18 protein-coding genes are annotated in these 18132 nt (G+C 60.7%); 15 read left to right on the plus strand and 3 right to left on the minus strand.

The features are described 5' to 3' along the window. Positions 1-31: 31 nt before the first annotated feature. Genes ROSERS_RS10850 through ROSERS_RS10860 form a run of 3 tightly spaced genes read right to left on the minus strand, consistent with a single transcriptional unit; the run spans position 32 to position 3193 of the window. Entirely contained in the window at positions 32-379 is a 348-nt protein-coding gene (locus ROSERS_RS10850) for a Na+/H+ antiporter subunit C (RefSeq protein ID WP_011956827.1), read from the minus strand. Positions 380-383: 4 nt separating this feature from the next. Further along, positions 384-800, minus strand: coding sequence for a Na+/H+ antiporter subunit B (locus ROSERS_RS10855; RefSeq protein ID WP_011956828.1), 417 nt, complete (start codon positions 798-800; stop codon positions 384-386). A gap of 11 nt (positions 801-811) precedes the next feature. Then, positions 812-3193 (minus strand): putative monovalent cation/H+ antiporter subunit A, encoded by a 2382-nt coding sequence (locus ROSERS_RS10860; RefSeq protein WP_011956829.1) that lies wholly within the window; start codon positions 3191-3193, stop codon positions 812-814. 774 nt (positions 3194-3967) lie between these two features. On the opposite strand from ROSERS_RS10860, the gene ROSERS_RS10865 reads away from it, so the two are divergent. From ROSERS_RS10865 to ROSERS_RS10935, 15 genes are all read left to right on the plus strand, one after another. Continuing rightward, a complete protein-coding gene (locus ROSERS_RS10865) occupies positions 3968-4591 on the plus strand; it encodes a TetR/AcrR family transcriptional regulator (protein WP_011956830.1) in 624 nt (207 codons plus the stop codon). Positions 4592-4641: 50 nt separating this feature from the next. Next, positions 4642-6267 carry an efflux RND transporter periplasmic adaptor subunit gene (locus ROSERS_RS10870; RefSeq protein ID WP_011956831.1) on the plus strand — a complete coding sequence of 542 codons (1626 nt, stop codon included), beginning with the start codon at positions 4642-4644 and terminating at the stop codon, positions 6265-6267. 85 nt (positions 6268-6352) lie between these two features. Beyond that, a complete protein-coding gene (locus tag ROSERS_RS10875; protein ID WP_011956832.1) occupies positions 6353-7150 on the plus strand; it encodes an alpha/beta fold hydrolase in 798 nt (265 codons plus the stop codon). Beyond that, positions 7147-8082: an ABC transporter ATP-binding protein gene (locus ROSERS_RS10880; protein WP_011956833.1), complete on the plus strand. Its 936-nt coding sequence runs from the start codon at positions 7147-7149 to the stop codon at positions 8080-8082. The genes ROSERS_RS10875 and ROSERS_RS10880 overlap by 4 nt, the downstream gene beginning before the upstream one ends. Further along, positions 8079-8954: a universal stress protein gene (locus ROSERS_RS10885; protein WP_011956834.1), complete on the plus strand. Its 876-nt coding sequence runs from the start codon at positions 8079-8081 to the stop codon at positions 8952-8954. Before ROSERS_RS10880 ends, ROSERS_RS10885 begins: the two co-directional genes overlap by 4 nt. A gap of 112 nt (positions 8955-9066) precedes the next feature. Next, positions 9067-10044 (plus strand): ABC transporter ATP-binding protein, encoded by a 978-nt coding sequence (locus ROSERS_RS10890; RefSeq protein WP_011956835.1) that lies wholly within the window; start codon positions 9067-9069, stop codon positions 10042-10044. 300 nt (positions 10045-10344) lie between these two features. Continuing rightward, positions 10345-11448, plus strand: coding sequence for an Mrp/NBP35 family ATP-binding protein (locus ROSERS_RS10895; RefSeq protein WP_011956836.1), 1104 nt, complete (start codon positions 10345-10347; stop codon positions 11446-11448). Positions 11449-11463: 15 nt separating this feature from the next. Then, positions 11464-12534, plus strand: coding sequence for a GTP 3',8-cyclase MoaA (gene moaA / locus ROSERS_RS10900; RefSeq protein WP_011956837.1), 1071 nt, complete (start codon positions 11464-11466; stop codon positions 12532-12534). 155 nt (positions 12535-12689) lie between these two features. Further along, the gene (locus ROSERS_RS10905; RefSeq protein ID WP_011956838.1) at positions 12690-13139 is read left to right on the plus strand and encodes a HesB/IscA family protein; all 450 of its coding nucleotides are present in this window, start codon (positions 12690-12692) and stop codon (positions 13137-13139) included. A gap of 79 nt (positions 13140-13218) precedes the next feature. Then, complete coding sequence (locus tag ROSERS_RS10910; RefSeq protein ID WP_011956839.1) at positions 13219-13563, plus strand: rhodanese-like domain-containing protein; 345 nt, start codon at positions 13219-13221, stop codon at positions 13561-13563. Between the two features lie 23 nt (positions 13564-13586). Further along, positions 13587-13976 carry a DUF309 domain-containing protein gene (locus ROSERS_RS10915; protein WP_011956840.1) on the plus strand — a complete coding sequence of 130 codons (390 nt, stop codon included), beginning with the start codon at positions 13587-13589 and terminating at the stop codon, positions 13974-13976. After that, the gene (locus ROSERS_RS10920) at positions 13969-14799 is read left to right on the plus strand and encodes a methyltransferase domain-containing protein (RefSeq protein WP_011956841.1); all 831 of its coding nucleotides are present in this window, start codon (positions 13969-13971) and stop codon (positions 14797-14799) included. Before ROSERS_RS10915 ends, ROSERS_RS10920 begins: the two co-directional genes overlap by 8 nt. Further along, positions 14799-15686, plus strand: a complete 888-nt coding sequence (locus ROSERS_RS10925; protein ID WP_011956842.1) for a WD40/YVTN/BNR-like repeat-containing protein — start codon at positions 14799-14801, stop codon at positions 15684-15686. Before ROSERS_RS10920 ends, ROSERS_RS10925 begins: the two co-directional genes overlap by 1 nt. 106 nt (positions 15687-15792) lie before the next feature. Continuing rightward, positions 15793-16752: a MerR family transcriptional regulator gene (locus ROSERS_RS10930; RefSeq protein WP_011956843.1), complete on the plus strand. Its 960-nt coding sequence runs from the start codon at positions 15793-15795 to the stop codon at positions 16750-16752. A 276-nt stretch (positions 16753-17028) separates the two neighbouring features. After that, a complete protein-coding gene (locus tag ROSERS_RS10935; protein WP_011956844.1) occupies positions 17029-18042 on the plus strand; it encodes a phytoene/squalene synthase family protein in 1014 nt (337 codons plus the stop codon). Positions 18043-18132: the final 90 nt, after the last annotated feature.

Below are 18132 nucleotides of genomic sequence, written 5' to 3' on the forward strand. Positions count from 1 at the left end.
ATGTTCAGTCCAGGATCTTTCCCAATTCGTATCAGTGCTCTGTTGTTCTCAGTTCATCAATGTCATCCGCGCCGCAACTCCGATACGCACGGCGGAACAGAACGATGGTAAACGCCTGGACGCCAAAGCCGATGACGATGGCGGTCAGGATCAGCGCCTGCGGCAATGGGTCGGCATACGGTGCGATCGGCGCGGTTGCGCCGGGCGGTACCAGTGGCGGATTGCCGCGCGTCAGATTCGAGACGATGAAGATCAGCAGATTCGCGGCGTATCCGAGGAGCGCCAGCCCCAGAACGATCTTGAAAATGCTGCGGCGCATGATCATGTAAAGCCCGGCTGCATACAACGCACCGATGACGATTGCCCAGATAAACTCCATCGCGCTACTCTCCTTCCACCTCGAAGAGGGTAAATACAATCGTTGCTGCGATGCCAAGCACAACCAGGTAGACACCGACATCGAACAAGAGCGGTGTGCCGACTTTGCCGATCACCGGCAGCGGCTCCTTGTACCAGAGACCGGTCATAAACGGCAGTCCCTGGATGAACGCCAGCAACCCGCTCACGACCGCCACCAGCAACCCGAAGCCCACCAATTGTTTGGGATCAAAACGAAGCGCGCTTTGCGCCTGGGATACGCCATAGGCGGCAGCGTACAGCGTGAATGCGGCGCCTGCCACCAACCCGCCGACGAATCCGCCGCCTGGTTCGTTATGCCCGCGGATGAGCAGAAAGATTGAGAAGATCAGCATCAGCGGGATCAGCAGGCGCGTTGCGGTTGCCAGAATAAGCGAATACATCGGTTCACCTGTTATGCGTCGATCACCTCGGCGCGCTCGCGTGGCACGCCTTCCGTTTTCCCATCGCGCGATCCATCGGTCTCCGCTCGCCGATCCCGTTCAGGCGCCAGAACCAGTTTGAGCAGGGCATAGATGCCGATCGCAGCCACGCCGAGCACGGTGATTTCGCCCATGGTATCGAAACCGCGGAAATCGACCAGAATAACATTGACCACGTTTCGTCCATTTGCCAGTGGTTGACTGTTCTCCGCCATAAAACTGCTCAGGCGCGACTCGGTCGGTTCTGCCAGTGCGATAAGCGTAAGCATCGTCATCAGTGCACCACCGGCAATTGCAAGCGCTGCAGATCGCACTCGTGCACCGACGCTCGAAAGATTGCCGAAGCGTGGCAGGCGGTAGACAACCAGAACGAAGAGAATAGCGCTCAGCGTCTCGACAGCAAACTGGGTAATAGCCAGATCGGGACCGCCGAAGAGCAGAAACGTGAGCGCTGTGCCATACCCGACGAATCCCAGCCCGACAACTGCCGCCATGCGTGACGTTGCACGGAGAACAAAAGTCGTCGCCGAAAGGATGATCAATGCCACAACCAGTTCGTAGACGCGTACGTCAGTCCAGTTCTGTGGTATGGTGATCGTCACCCGACCAACCAGCAGCATCAGGCCGGTCAGGATCAGAGTTGTCGTAATGATCAGTCCGATGTAGAAGCGCAGATAGCCGTTCTGCAAGACGCGGGTCTGTCGTTCTGCCAGTAGAAGCATACCGTTGACCGAGCGGTGATACCAGCTTTCCGCTCCCAGCGCTGCAAGCGGCGCGGTTGCAGCAGCGATGCGCGGGAAGATGCTGCGCGCATAATACAGACCAATGCCAGCGAGCAGGGTGACGCCGCTCAACGCCAGCGCCTGCCCGGCGGCGCCCTCGATGCCAGCCCACAGCACCAGTTCGACCGCTTTCACCTTCCCAAGCACTGATCCGGTTGCGGGTCCGATCAAGAAATTGCCGATCTGTGTCGAGAACAGTCCGGCGCCAAGCCCACCCAGCGCCAGCGCAACCGGACCGAGCCACATGCTCAGCGGCGCTTCGTGCGCATGCTTTGGCGTGTGCACCGGTTGACCGGTGAACACGCGCAACGACACGAAACCGGCGGCAACGACCGTCAGGATGTTCGTCAGAAGCGCAACACCGATCAGGATCGGTTCACTGAGGTTCGCCTTGTACTGCACTTCCTTGGCGATAAAACCAAGCATCGGCGGCAGCCCGGCCATTGAAAGCGCGGCCAGCATGGCAGCGGCGGCGGTGATCGGCATCGCAGTGCGCAAACCTCCCAGCTGCGAAATGTCGCGGGCGCCGGTTTCGTGATCGACCGAACCCGCTACCTGGAAGAGCGCACCCTTGTAGAGGGCATGCCCCAGAGTAAAGACCATCGCCGCTTTGATGGCATCATCCGTTCCGACGCCGATCAGCAGCACCAGCGTACCGAGCGCCGAGACGGTTGTATATGCCAGGATGCGCTTCAGGTCCGTCTGCTGCACTGCCAGAAACGAGCCGACGATCATCGTGGCGCCGCCAAAGAAGGTAAGGAGCAATTGCCATGCTTCCGTCCCGCCAAGCACCGGATTCAGGCGCGCCAGCAGGAACACGCCTGCTTTCACCATCGTTGCCGAGTGCAGGTACGAGCTGACCGGCGTTGGCGCTTCCATCGCCCCTGGAAGCCAGAAGTGGAAGGGAAACTGCGCCGATTTGGTGAACGCGCCAAACAGCACCAGCGCGAGAATGCCGCCGTACAGCGGATGCGCACGCACCACATCGCCCTGCTTCAGCATCTCGCTGAGCTCCAGCGTCCCGGCGATCTGTCCCAGCAGCACGATCCCCGCCAGCAGCGCCAGTCCGCCGATACCCGTGACCAGCAGGCTCTGCAACGCCGCCTTGCGCGCCTTCTCGTATTCGTGCTTGTATCCAATCAGCATGTATGAACTGATCGTCGTCAATTCCCAGAACACAAACAGCGCGATCAGATTGTCGGACGTGACGATGCCGAGCATTGCTGCCATGAAGATCAGCAGCAGCGTTAACATCCGCCCCAGCATCGGGTCATTCGCCAGGTAGCCGCCGGCGTAGATCAATACCAGTGTGCCAATGCCGGTGATCAACAGGGCAAAGAGGAGACTCAAGCCATCGATGCGAAACGACAGGTTGACTCCCAGGCCCGGAACCCAGGCATAACTGAAGCGCAGCGCATCGCCGCCAGCGACTGCCGGAACGAGACTGATGAAATAGATCATCAATGCAAACGGCAACAATGCCGCGAGCCATCCAGCGTGGCGTGGCGCGAATCGGTGCAACCATGGCGCAGCAATTGCGCCGCCAAATCCTGAAAGAACCGCAGTCAGCATGGGTGTCACTCAGAAACAGCACGGGGTCCGAAGCGTTCCGCCCACTCCGGCCCCCGCAATCTCTCGCTTTCGCAAGTATAACATGCTTCGGTGTCGGATCGGCAGGGTACTCTTTCCTGATGTATTTGGTCAACTTTGCCCGACCGGTTGCTTCAGAACAGCGCCCCCAGCCGATGTGTTCCGCCCTAATATCAGGAGTGCCGGGAGATGACCGAAAAGGTCATGTCACCACAGCGATGCAGTGGACACAGCGAGCGATTATAGCAGTTCTCAGAGACGTCGACCCTTGTCCGGGTCTGCCGCATTGCGCGCGGCGCCCGCTTGCGGCGACAGGTGCAGCCCTGTCCAAACGGCCGTGTGAGCGCTGCGCTCCGCCTCTCCGCGCTCTCGGCGTCTCGGCGGTGTATGTACTGTTCACCGCCGAGACGCGGAGCACGCGGAGGGATGGCGCACCGGGCATCTGCTTTCGTTAGCGGGTGGAACCCTGCCCAACAAGACCAATCTTTGCGAGAACTGCTATAAACCTCTGCGCGCCCGGCGTCTCAGCGGTTCGTTTTCGCAGTGGAGTCAATGATCGATTTGGATGGAACGGAAACCGGCTGGACACGCGCAGTACACATGACATTATGGAAACGGGTGCTGTTCTGGATGGGCAAAGATTTCGTGCCGCGTTTTTTCAGAAGCCCCTGAATTGTCGGTTCTTCATTGATCAGTCAATCAACACCTGGTATACTGATGTTGATTGATTGATCGATCAATGAGGATGTCATAACGGTGAAAGACGACAGCGATACGCGCGATCGGCGACGGCGCATTCTCGATGCGGCGTTGCAGGTGTTCGGCGCCAAAGGATTTCAGAAAGCGACCAACCGGGACATCGCCGAAGCAGCGGGCGGCATTTCGCCGGGCCTGATCTACCACTACTTCAAGGACAAACAAGACCTCTTTCTCTGCATGTTGCGTGAGCGCGCCGCAATTATGGCGCTGGTCGATCATCCGCAGCAGTTGATGGATCTGCCGCTCCGTCAGGGGTTGGCCCTGATTGGGCGCTCCTACCTGACGATGATGCGCGTTCCAGAGAATGTCGCCTTGTTTCGTATCGTTCTGGCGGAAACGCTCCACTTCCCGGAAGTTGCAACCATGATCCGGCAGCACTTCGTCGATCGTGTCTTCGGTGTCGTGCGCGCTTACCTGCAGCATCAGATCGATCTCGGACGTCTCCGCCCGCACGATACGGGAGTCAGTGTGCGCACATTCCTTGGCGGCATTCTGATCCATGTGATTGCGCGCGAGGTGCTGCGTCAGCCGGAAGCCCTCCAGATCAGCGATGATCAGATCGTCGCACTGGCAGTTGAGATCTTTCTCCACGGTCTCAGCCTCGAAGCGGAGGAGATGTAATGTTCAAGGCGGTTTCACAAACGTCTTGACTGAAGGTCTGGGAGGCGAGTATGCACCCACGTGCACGAATAATCATTCTGCTCGTCCTGGTCGCCGTGCTCATCGGCGGTGGCTACTGGTTGTTGCAGGAATCGGCGCAGGCGAGGAACGGAACCCTGACCGGCACGGGAACGATTGAAGCGGAAGAAGTGCTGGTGACGGCCGAGATCGCCGGACGTGTGCAGCATCTCTTCGTCGATGAAGGGTCGGAGGTGCGGATCGGGGAGGATCTGGCGCAGATCGACACTGCATTGCTCGAGGCGCAACTGGATCAGGCGAAGGCGGCGGTTGCAGCAGCCGAGGCGAACCTGGCGCAGATCCGTGCCGGAACCCGCAGCGAGGAGATTGCCATCGCTGAGGCGCAGGTCAAACAGGCGGAGGCGGCAGCAAGAGGGGCGGAGCAGGCGTATGAGCATGCACTGGAGATTCTGAACAATCCGCAGGAACTGGAATTGCAACTGGTGCAGGCGCGCGCGCAACGTGATGCGGCGCTGCGAACGCTGGAAAAACTGCGCGCTGGCGTCCGCCAGGAAGATATCGATGCTGCGCGCGCATCGATGCACCTGGCACAGGAAGGGTTACAATCCGCCCGCGACCGCCTCTCCGCTGCGAAAACGCTGGCGGAGGCGCAGGTGGAACAGGCTGCGGCAGCGTTGACCCAGGCGCAGGCGCGGTATGCGCAGGCGAAGACCAACTGGGAGTATGTGCGCGATACGGGTCAGGATGCGTTGATGCCGACCGTGCTGGTCACACTGCCGACCGGTGTGCAACGTCTGCCGAATACCGTAAGTGACGGGGTGCGCGAACAGTACTATGCGCAATTCGTTCAGGCGGAAGCCGCGCTGCGCCAGGCGGAGACGGCGCTCGAACAGGCGTTGGTGCAGGCGGAAGAGGCGCGCCAGGCAGAGGCGGTCGGCGTGCGCCAGGCGGAGTTGCAGGTGAGTATCGCACAGGCGACGCTGGCAAAAGCGGAAGCAGGACCGACCCGTCAGGAGATTGCTGCTGCCGAGACTGCACTCGCAAATGCGCAGCGGTTGCTCGACGTGGTCGAAGCAATGCGCGCCAATCCGCAGCAATTGCGCGCTGCCGTTGATGCTGCGCGCACGCAGCAAGCGATTGCAGAAGCGCAACTGGCGCAGGCGCGGGCGCGGCTTGATCTGGCGCGCAATGGCGCGCGTCCAGAGCAGATCCAGGCGGCGGAAGCGCAACTGGCGCAGGCGCGGGCATCCCTGCATCAGGTGGAGGTGATGATCGACAAGGCAAGGTTGCGCGCACCGCGCACCGGCATCGTCCTGAGCCGCCCGATCCACGAAGGAGAGCAGGTGACCCCCGGCACGCCGTTAATGACCATCGGCGCCCTCGATCCCGTGCGCCTGACGGTGTACATCAGCGAGGCGGATATCGGGCGTGTGCGTCTCGGTCAGGCGGCAGAGGTCACAGTGGACAGTTTTCCAGGTCGAGTCTTTCATGGTACAGTAACATTCATTGCCCAAAGAGCGGAATTTACGCCGCGGAACGTGCAGACGCGCGATGAGCGCGCAACGACGGTGTTCGCGGTACGGATTGAGTTGCCGAATGCTGACTACGCCCTCAAGCCGGGGATGCCAGCGGATGTTGTGCTGGTGGAGAAGGACTGAGAACCGAGAACCAAGAACCAGGAACCGAGAACCGAGAACTGAGAACCAGGAACCGGGAACTGAGAACCAGGGGAGGCAGGAGGAGATGAAGGACGCTGACGATGACACGAGAGTGGTGCAGCGACGCGATTGCGCTATCGCAGGACCGGAAGGTGCGCCTGTCTTTGTGCTGATCCACGGGGCGCGTCTGACGCGCGCTATGTGGCAACCGCAGATCGAGGCGCTCAGTGATACGTTTCGGGTGATTGCCCCTGATCTTCCCGGGCATGGCGCGCTGGCTGGCGTTCCGTTTTCCCTTGATGCAGCAGTGGAGCAGGTCGCCGCAGTCGTCGATGCCATCGTCGGCGAACGTGTGATTGTGTGTGGACTATCGCTGGGCGGATATGTTGCACTGGCGTTTGGCGCGCGTTATCCTTCGCGCGCAACGGCGCTGATCCTGTCGGGATGCGCATTCGCGTTCAATGGTTTTGCCGGTCGCCTGCTGCGTGCGCCATATCTGGCGATTGCGCGTCTGCTGACCGCCAATTTCGCACCTTTGCTGGCGCGCGCCGAAGAGCGCACATTCCGCAAACGCTACCCTCCGGCGCTGGCTGACGCTATTGTGGCGCGTGGGTTCTTTTACCGTTTCTATCCTGAGATCTCAGCTGCGCTGATCGACTTCGATCCGCTGCCGGCGCTCCGCGCGTGCGAATGTCCGGTTTTGTTGCTCAACGGGGCTGCGGATCGCTTCTTCCGGCGTGACGAGCGATTGTATCTGCGCACGCTGCGCGCTGGTCGGGTGCGCCTGATCGAAGGCGCTGCGCATCTGGCGAACCTGGATCAGCCCGAAGCGTACACGCAGGCGCTACGCGACTTTGCAACCGAAATGGCGACTGTTCGATGAATCAGACGTATGCTATCGAAGCAATCGATCTGAGCCGCGCATTCGGTCCGGTGCGCGCCGTTGATCGTCTGAACCTGACCGTCACCGCAGGACGGATCCACGGGTTGCTCGGACCCGATGGCGCAGGGAAAACGACGACGCTGCGGTTGATCTGCGGCGCGCTGCGACCTGATCACGGGCGCGCAATTGTTGCCGGGATCGACGTGACCCGTGACCCGGAAGGGGTAAAGCAGCGCATCGGGTACATGCCGCAACGCTTCAGTCTGTACGGCGATCTGACAGTGCTCGAGAATCTGCGCTTTTATGCCGATGTCTATGGTGTGCCACAGGCAGAACGTCCGGCGCTGCTGAAGCGATTGCTCGGGTTCAGTCGCCTGGCGCCGTTTCAGAACCGCCGCACCGATGCACTTTCTGGCGGCATGCGACAGAAACTGGCGCTGGCGTGTGCGTTGATCCACCGTCCCCAGGTGCTGCTGCTCGACGAACCGACCACCGGCGTTGATCCGGTGTCACGGCGCGAGTTCTGGGATATTCTGCGCGAAGCGGTCTATGCCGACGGTATGACCGTCCTGTTGACCACGCCGTATATGGATGAAGCGGAACGCTGTCATGAGGTGAGCTTTATGCGCGCGGGCGCGCTGCTGGCGCACGGCGCTCCGCACGAATTGCAGCGCCTCGTGCCCGGTGTTGTGCTGGAAGTGCGTGCCGACCCGCGACACGCAGCGGAGGCGGTGCTGCGCATACTGCCTGGCATTCGGGATGTGCACATCTTCGGCGACCGTCTCCACGTTATCGCCGAAACCTCATTCGACGCCGCCGCATTGCGCCAGGCGTTAGGAGATGCTGGCGTCGCACTGCATACCGTCCATCCCGTCATGCCTGGTATGGAGGATGTCTTTCTGCATTTGCAACGAGAAAGGAAGTCGCAATGATACATCGGATACTTGTACCGCTCGATGGATCGGTCACCGCCGAAGCCATTCTGCCATATGCCACGTCACTGGCGCGCGCTACCGACGCATCGCTGCTTCTGCTGCGCATTGTCACTCCTGGCGAGGTCAGTCAATCACTCTTCTGGAAAACCACCATTCCAGCGGAATTGCGCCGTGAGTGGACCGAAGAAGCGCTAACGCGCGCAAATGTCTACCTGGCAAGCGTGGCGGAACGGCTGCGTGCCAGAGGACTGCACGTTGTGTTTGACGTACAACCGGCGGACGACGCCGCTACTGCCATCGTGGCGCGGGCAGAACACGAGCCGGAAGTTCGCCTGATTGCAATGACAACCCACGGCTACGGCGGCGCCCTGCGCTGGGCATTCGGCAGCGTTGCGGCGAAGGTGTTGCATGCCGCGCCGACGCCGTTGCTCGTCGTGCGCTCGAACGGAGGAGAACACCCATCGGTGACTGAAGTTCCCTACCGCACCATCTGCGTGCCTCTCGACGGTTCGCCGCTCGCGGAACAGGCACTGGCTACCGCCCAACCAATTGCCGCGCGGATCGGCGCAACCCTGCTGCTGGTCTGCGTCGTTACAGGCGACGACATTGCCGAAGCGCGCAAGTATCTGGAGGGTGTGGCGGAGCGTCTGCGCGCCAACCGCTTCGACGTGCAGACCCGTGTGGTTGAAGGTATTCCGGCGGATCAGATCATCTATGTCGCACAAACCGAACACGCCGATCTGATCGTCATGGCAACCCACGGGCGCACGGGATTGCGCCAGATCTGGCTCGGCAGCGTGGCGACCAAAGTGGTGCATAGTGCGGAGTTGCCGGTGCTGCTGGTGCGGGCGTATCAGGAAGAAGGCTGATTTCTGTTCGTCGGGCGCGGCGCCAGTGTGCTGGATATGTCTCCTGTGTCGTCAACAGGGGCGAACGGTGCGCTGTTCCACACGTCTGGCAGGGGAAACGGAGCGATCAGGCATGGCGATCAAGACAACCGACTCTTGCGCAGTCATAACCGACCGCCTGACTCGCCGTTTTGGTTCGTTCATCGCGGTCAACGAGGTATCATTCCAGGTGTCGCACGGCGAGGTGTTCGGTTTCTTGGGACCGAACGGTTCGGGCAAAACGACGACTATTCGGATGCTGTGCGGCTTGCTGACGCCGAGCAGCGGCAGCGGGCGCGTGCTGGGTCTCGACATTGCCCGCGATCAGGAGGCGATCCGCCAGCGCATCGGCTACATGTCGCAGAAGTTCAGTCTGTACGGTGATCTGACCGCGCGCGAGAATCTGACATTTTACGCCGAAGTGTACGGTCTTCCGCGCAACGTGCGCGCGGCGCGGATTGATGAGTTGCTCGATCTGTCCGGGCTGCGCGGTCATGACCGGACACTGACATCTGAGCTTCCCGGTGGATGGCGTCAGCGTCTGGCGCTGGCGTGCGCCATCGTTCATCGTCCCCAGGTGTTGTTTCTGGATGAGCCGACCAGCGGTGTCGATCCAGAAGCGCGGCGCGCATTCTGGAAACAGATCTACGATCTGGCGGGAGAAGGAGTGACCGTTTTTGTGACGACCCACTTCATGGATGAAGCCGAACATTGTCATCGCATCGGGCTGATGTATGGCGGTTCGCTCGTCGCGCTCGACGCCCCGATGGCGCTGAAGCAAACGGCAATCAATGGCGCGGTGCTGGAAGTGGAAGGCACGCCGCAGGAACTGGCGCACACCGTAGCGCTGGCGCACCCCGGCGTGCGCGATGTCGCCCCGCATGGCGCGCGTCTCCACGTGCTCGTCGATGACGCCACCGTGCGCATGCCGCAACTCGCCGTCGCCCTCGAATCGGCGCAGGTGCGTGATGTTCGCATCGAACGGATCGAACCTTCGCTCGAAGATGTGTTTGTTGCAATTGTTGATCGTTTTCTGGCAAAAAATGAAACCTCCTCCGACGCGCTCCAATGATGCCATCCTTGCCTTACGAATGTCCTGAACTGTGCGCAGCACCCCCAAAGCGTCAGGAACCAACCGCGAACCGTGGCGCTTCCCCGGAAGCGTGGTAGAATATTCGACACGTGTTCACCTGCGTGCATCGCATAGCGCCTGCGCTGCCCCGTTGCAACGCTGCGGAAGGTTTCCGCCAGACCTTCTGGCAGGGTGGGCACATGCGTTAGCGGGCTGGATGACTATTGAGTTACGATAGTTTTTACTATCAAAATATGGTATACTGACAACAGATACAGTCATGCTGGGAAGCGAGGGAGCATGGGTCTCTTTTCACGTCGCGATGATGCGTTGAGCGAGCAACGCGTGTTGCAGGCGCTGTCAACCGTCCAGGAGCCGGAACTCGGCGGTGATCTGGTATCGCGCAGGATGATCAAAAACCTGGTCATCGACGGCGATACGGTGCGTTTTGCGGTGGAATTGACCACTCCTGCCTGTCCGCTCAAGGATCAGATCCAGCGCGAGTGTGAAGAAGCGCTCGAAAAGATCGCTGGCATCCCGCGTGAACGGGTGAGCATCGAGTTTACCGCTCAGGTGCGACCCCGTGGCGGTATTCCCGAACATGTCGCCATCCCTGGCGTCAGCCATGTCATCGCGGTCTCTGCTGGCAAGGGCGGCGTGGGAAAGTCGACCGTCGCCGTCAACCTGGCGGTGGCGCTCGCGCGTGAGGGCGCACAGGTCGGTTTGCTCGACGCCGATGTGTACGGTCCATCGGTGCCGCTGATGATGGGCGTGCGCTCGCAGCAACCAGAGGCAGTGAGCGGTCCTGATGGCGAGCCGCGTATGCTGCCCGTTGAAGCGCACGGCATCAAGATGATGTCGATCGGTTTTTTGATCGATGACCGGCAACCGGTGATCTGGCGTGGACCCATGGTATCGCAACTGTTGCGGCAGTTCCTCTATCAGGTGCTGTGGGCGCCGCTCGATTATCTGATCATCGATATGCCCCCCGGCACTGGCGACATTGCGCTGACCCTGGCGCAATCGTTGCAGAATGCCGGTCTGACCGGCGTGGTGACGGTCACAACGCCGCAGCAGGTGGCGACTGCCGATGTGCTGAAGAGTATGGAAATGTTTCGCAAAGTGAACGTGCCGCTGCTCGGTATCATCGAGAACATGGCATACTTCGTCGCGCCGGATACCGGAAAGCGCTACGACATCTTCGGGTCGGGCGGTGCGGCACGGTTGGCGGCGCAACTTGGGGTGCCGCTGTTGGGGCAGATTCCCATCGGGTTGAGCATCCGCGAAGGGGGTGATCACGGTCAACCGGCGGTGCTCAGCGACCTGCCGGACGCCTATGCTGATGTCTTTTGCGAGATTGCGCGCAAACTGGCGGCGCGCATCAGCGTTATGGAGTATGCCTAACGCATCGAGGGGGCTATGCAGTACGAAGAGGTACGCCGGGGAACTATCCCGCTCTATACCGCCGATCAGATTCGTCAGGCACGACCACTCTATCCAACCGATGCTCCCGCACACGACTCGTATGGCAGACGGATCGATTATCTGCGCATTTCGCTGACCGACCGCTGCAACATGCGGTGTGTCTACTGCATGCCAGAGATCGGCATGAAGTTCATGCCGCGCCCGGAGTTGTTGACGACCGGTGAATTGCTGCTGGTGGTGCGTGCCGCTGCCAGAGCCGGGTTTCGCAAAATTCGACTGACGGGCGGCGAGCCGACCCTGCGCCCTGATATTGTCGAGATTGTGCGAGAAATCAAGCGCACTCCCGGTATCACCCACGTCGCCATGACAACCAATGCGCTGCGATTGGAAAAACTCGCCGAACCGCTCAGGGAAGCCGGTCTTGACCGCGTCAACATCAGCATCGATACGCTTGATCCGGACAAGTTCCGTCGCATGACGCGCGGTGGTTCGTTCGAAAAGGTGTGGGCTGGCATCGAGGCTGCCGACCGCGCAGGGTTGCATCCGATTAAACTCAACTCGGTCGTAGTACGCGGCATGAACGATGATGAGGTTCCACACCTCGCCGCGCTGACGCTCCGTTACCCGTGGGAGATGCGCTTCATCGAAGTCATGCCGCTGGCTGGCGTGGCAGACCTGGCGCAGCACAGTGTGGTGACGAGCGCCGAACTGATCGAGCGCCTGGAATCGGTCTATGGTCCGCTCGAAGACCTTGGTCTGGCGCCGTCTGACTCGGCGCGACGGTATCGCATTCCCGGCGCACCGGGCAAACTGGGGTTTATCAGTTCGGTGAGTGAGCCGTTCTGCGCAACATGCAATCGCATGCGCCTGACTTCCGATGGACGATTGCATCTCTGTCTGTTGCGCGATCAGGAAGTCGATCTGCGCGCAGCGATCCGTGGCGGCGCAACGCTGGACGAGATCGAGCAGATCATCCGTCATGCGGTGGCGCTCAAACCCTGGGGGCACGGACTGCCCGAAGGCGTGCTGCCGACCCTGCGCGGGATGTCGGAACTGGGGGGATAAGTTCGTTTAGATATTGTGTTTCTTGCGTAACTCTGGTATACTCCAGCACGAATAGATATGCGGGTTGTGCTGGCAGTGCGATGGCGACCAGGAGTGTCGCCCGGTGATACACAGACAGGCATTATTCTTCGTGACAGTCAGGAGGCGCACACATTATGGCAACCATTGAGCAGGACGTGGTTCAGCATCATGAGAACGAATTCCCGCCGGTGCTCGAAATTACGGAAGGCGCATCGCTTCGCCTGCAAAGCATGATGAAGGAGCGCAACCTGGAAGGGTATGGTCTGCGCGTCTTCGTCTCCGGCGGCGGGTGCTCCGGTTTGCAGTACGGGATGACATTCGACAACGAGGAGCGCTTTGGCGATACGGTGTGGAATGCCCACGGCTTGCGGATTATGGTCGATCCGATCAGCGCACGCTATCTGATGGGCGCCACAATCTCGTACCAGCAGGATAACATGCTGGCAGGCGCGTTCAAGATCGATAACCCGAACGCGGTTTCGAGCTGTGGCTGCGGTCACTCGTTCCGCACCCGCGATCAGCAGGGCGCCGATGATGAGTACGACGGCTACAGCGGTGGCGGCGGTTGCTGCAGCGGTCACTAGGCATCCTTTCTTGCCCGGTTTTTCGAGGTATGGAGGCGTTGCGTCGCAACGCCTCTCCTTGTTGTGATGGCGAACATCTATGCGATCCTTTATGCAGCGGTCGTATCGCGACCTTACCACCGATCAGGTCAAAGCAAAACTCGACCGGGGGGAGCCGTTTCGCTTCATTGATGTGCGTGAAGCCGAAGAGTACGCGCTTGCACGTATTGAGGGCGCAGAACTCTTGCCGCTCAGTCGCGCCGCTGAATGGATCGGAACGCTCGATCCCGATCAGGAGTATGTCTTTTTTTGCCATCATGGGCTGCGTAGCGCGTATGTGGCGGAATATGTCGCTTCCACGCTTGGGTTCGCGCGCGTTGCGAATATGATCGGCGGCATCGAGGAATGGTCGCTGCGTATCGATCCATCTGTGCCGCGCTACTGACAGGAATAGACGAAACAGGCGCTATGGACCACTATCTCGAAGGTATTCGCCTGTTCAACGCAGGGGAATACTGGCACGCGCACGAAGAATGGGAATGGTGCTGGCGTCGGTCGTCCGAACCGGAGGCGACCTTCTATAAAGGCATCATTCAGGCGGCTGCGGCGCTTGAGAAGTGGAAGCGCGGTCAACCGCGCGGTATGCGCCTCAACTATGCGAAGAGTCGCCCCAAACTCGTGGCGGTCAGCCCTTCGATGCGCGGTCTTGATGTTGCAGATCTGATCGCCGCAATGGATCGGTTCGTGGCTATGGGCGGTCCACCAGCGCCGACGCCACGGATCGTTCTCGATCCGCCCACCGCCGCTGCGCTCGAAGCGCATATTCAGACACTCCAGGCGGACCCGCACCATGGATGATGAACTGTTGCCGTCACTGCGCTGCCCGACATGCGCCGGTGCGCTCGATCTGCGCGACCGACGCTGCGATACCGGAGGTGAGATTATCTCCGGCGCGCTGCACTGCGCCTGCGGTGCAGTCTACCCCATTCGCGACGGTATTGCCGATTTTCTCGGTCCGCCCCGACCACCCACGATTGCGCAACTGACGAATGAACTTCCTGCGACCGCCTGGGCATACGAACGTCTCTGGCGTCCATTCGCGCTGACGTTGCTGAGCGGCGAGTCGTTTCCGTACCAGCGCGAATTGACGCTGGTGACCGATTGGGTCGATGCAGCGCGTGGTGGATTGGTGATCGATGTCGCCTGTTCCAATGGACTGTATGCGCGCGCGCTGGCGCGGGCGATGCGTCCGTTCACCGGTCACGTCGTCGGGATCGATCATGCGCTGCCGATGCTTCGTGAAGCGCGCCAGCGTGCGCGCGCCGCCGGAGTGCGGGTGTCGTATCTGCGCGCCTCAGCGCAGGCGTTGCCGTTTGCCAGCAACGTCGCTCAGGGCGTGACGATTGGCGGCTCGCTCAATGAAATCGGCGATCTCGCCGCCTGTCTTCGTGAGGTGCGTCGCGTGCTGGTTGACGATGGTCGCTTTGTGGCAATGACCCTGCTGGCGGCGCAAGGAGTGGTCGGGCGCGCGGTGCAAATGGCGCTTGCTCCTGGCGGCATCGCGTTCTGGTCGCGTGAGGAGTTGCTGACGCAGTTTCGCACCGCCGGTTTGCGTCTGGAACGCTCTGAACAGTACGGCATCGTGATCTTTACACAGTGCAGCAGGGGCAGAGGTGACTGATGGCGAAAGCGACGCTGCTGTTTATCGGGACTGATGATGGACTGGTGCTGCTCAGCGATCCTGCCGGTCAGGGTCGCTGGTTGCGCAGTGCGCACCAGTTGCAGGGCAGCGTTGTGCAGTCGGTATGGGTCGATCCTTCTCATCCATTGATCACGCTCGCTATCGCCGACAGGCGTGTGCTGCGCAGCAGCGATGGCGGTCAAACCTGGCAGACAGTTCGGCTCGAAAGCGACCTGACCGCGACCGCCGCTCTGTACGGCGCTCCGCGTCGTCCGGCGCTCGTGTATCTCCTGGCAGACGACGTCCTGCTTGAGAGTCGTGATGCTGGCGTAACCTGGCGCGCGATTGCGCTGCCCGGACAGTGCAACGGATGTGCGATTGATGGCGCCGGGCGCCTTGTGGTTGCATCGGGCAATCAGGTGTTCATCGATGGTGATCAGAGCGCACAATGGACACTGCCCGGCTCACCGCTTCCCGGTGTCATTCGTATGCTGGTAACGCCTCCTGGTGGCGCAGGTGCGCTCTGTGCGCTTGCTGGCGGGGTTGTGTATGTCTTTGCGCAGGATGCCTGGCATCGCGTCGAGAATCTTCCGGGTGAAGCGGCAACCTGCGCTGTGCTGGCGGGCGCTGCGCCGACTCTGCTGGCAGCCCTGACGGACGGCGGCATCGTGCGTGGTACGCTGCATGCCTGGGAACCGGCAATTGTGGCGCTCCCCTGGGAGAGCGCCACGACCGTCCTGTCTCCCGCCGGGTATCACATGGATACCGTATTTGCTTCGTCTGCACATGGAGATGTTGCGATCAGCGTGGATCGCGGTCGCTCCTGGACGGTGGTGCGCCGTGGTCTGGCGCCTGTGCGGAGTATTGCCGCCGCCCGACTCGCGTAACGGTACAATGTTGCTGTGCAAGGCTTTGACAAGAGGTGTGCGTTGTGCTACTCTACAGTCTGGAACGAATCAGAAAACTTAACAATTACCGGGGGCTGATACAGCAATGGCGCAACCTCCATCGCTTGGGCAGCTGTCGACCGCGCCCGTTTTCAACACCAAAGCCGTTGCGCGCGAAACCGGCGTACCGCCCGACACATTTCGCGCCTGGGAGCGGCGCTACGGCATTCCGTGCCCGCAGCGCACGCCGGGTGGTCATCGCCTGTACTCAGAGCGCGACATCGCCATCATCCGCTGGTTGCGCGACCGCACTGCGGAAGGGGTGAACATCAGTCACGCCATCATGCTGCTCACCAGTGTGACCGACCAGCCGCCGTCGCATATCGAGATGGATGCGACGCGGGCAATTGAGCAGATGGCGGAGGAACTCATTACCGCGCTGACAACATTCGATGCGCAGAACGCCGAACGGGTGGTTTCCGAGGCATTCGCGCTGTATCCATTCGAGAAGGTGTTGCTGGAACTCATTCAGCCGACGATGGTCGAAGTCGGTGAGCGCTGGCACCGCGGCGAGATTAATGTCGCAGCGGAGCACTTTGCCACCGAGTTCGTGCGGCGCAAGCTGGCAAGCCTGCTGAATGTGTTCGAGAACCAGGTGCAGCGCGATACGATTGTTGTGGGGTGCGCTCCGCAGGAATTGCACGACGTGGGGATCATGTTCGCCAGCCTCTTCCTGGTGCGGCGTGGCTGGCACGTTGTGTACCTGGGGGCGCAGGTGCCGCTCGCCGACCTGCTCGAAACCATTCGTAAGGTCAAACCGAAACTCGTCTGTCTCTCGGCATCAACGCTCGAAACGGCGATGAATCTGCTCGAAGTGGCGCGGGCGGTTCGGCGCGAGTTTCCTGACGTGCATTTCGGGTACGGCGGACGGATCTTCAATGTCAATCCGGAACTCTGTGCCGCCATTCCAGGCGTCTTTCTCGGGCAGGATGCACGTGAACTGGTTCAAACGGTCAGTGCGCTCATGTCGAGTAATGGTACATCCACCCCCCCTCAACGTTCGTAGATACCGATAGAACGTGCCTGACAGCGACAAGCGCAAACGGCGCTATAATGTCGCATAGAATACGCTGCTCTGAGTAAACAATCGGCCAGCACGCCATGGCGAGGTGCGCGCGTGTTTCTGGTTTGGTGGCAGAGTGTGCCTGCAAACGCTGCACGCGGCATGCGCTGCGGGCAGCGTCTGGCAGGCTTTGGCTCTGAATCGCGCGTCGTGCGGTGGCAGCGCCTGTAACCGGGCAGCGCATCATGGGAAGAAGGCTCATCTGCACGCGAGGGGGTCATGGCATCGCTCCAGCATTCTGCCAGCATACCGGTTCAGGCATTCGGCGAGCGTGAGGCGCCAATCCGCGATGCCGCAGCCCTGCTCGCCAGTCTCCGGCATCTGGTCGAACCGGATGAGATCGGGCTGGGCGTGCATCCTGTCGATGCACTCCCACCGTTGTCACTCGACGCAGCCTATCGGCAGTGTGTCGAGATCACGCGCATCAATTCGCGCAGTTTCTATCTGAGTTCGCAATTGCTGCCGTTCGAGAAGCGCCTGGCGGTACGGGCGCTCTATGCGTTCTGCCGCACCAGCGACGATACGGTTGATCGAGCGACCGACGACCCGGCGCGCGCGCTGGCGCAATGGGTGGCGCGTGTGCATGCGCCGCATCCCCCCGCCGATCATCCGGTGCTGCTGGCATGGGATGATACGGTGCGACGGTATGCCATCCCGCAATCCCTTGTCGATGAATTGCTCGCCGGTATTGCGATGGATCTCACCTTCCATCGATATGAGACGTTCGATGATCTCTGGCTCTACTGCTACCGTGTCGCGTCGGTTGTTGGCTTGCTCTCGATGCATATCATCGGTTATCGCGATGGCGCCGCTCCCTACGCTGTGAAACTGGGTGTGGCGCTTCAATTGACGAATATTCTGCGCGATGTTGGCGAAGATGCGCAGCGCGGGCGGATCTATCTGCCGCAGGAGGATTTGCGGCGCTTTGATCTGACCGATGATGATATTCTTCAGGGACGGCGCGACGAACGCTTCCGTGCTTTGATGCGTTTCGAGATCGAGCGTACCCATGCGCTGTACGATGAAGCCTGGCCCGGTATCGCCCTGCTCGATCCGGATGGTCGCATGGCGATCGCGGCGGCGGCGGAGATTTATCGCGGCATCCTGCCGCGCATTGTTGCGAATGACTACGACGTGTTCCAGAAACGCGCCTATGTTCCGCTCGCAGGCAAACTGGCTATCCTCTGGCGCACGTACCGCAGACTCAACCGCCTGATCAGAGATAGCCGGTAGTCGGTTCGTTCTACCGGCGTCAATCTTCCGCCCAACCCCGAACTTCACGGTGCGTCTCTGCAACCGGTGGTGTGCGTGCACGTGCACCAT

The organism is Roseiflexus sp. RS-1, assembly GCF_000016665.1.
Taxonomy (GTDB): domain Bacteria; phylum Chloroflexota; class Chloroflexia; order Chloroflexales; family Roseiflexaceae; genus Roseiflexus.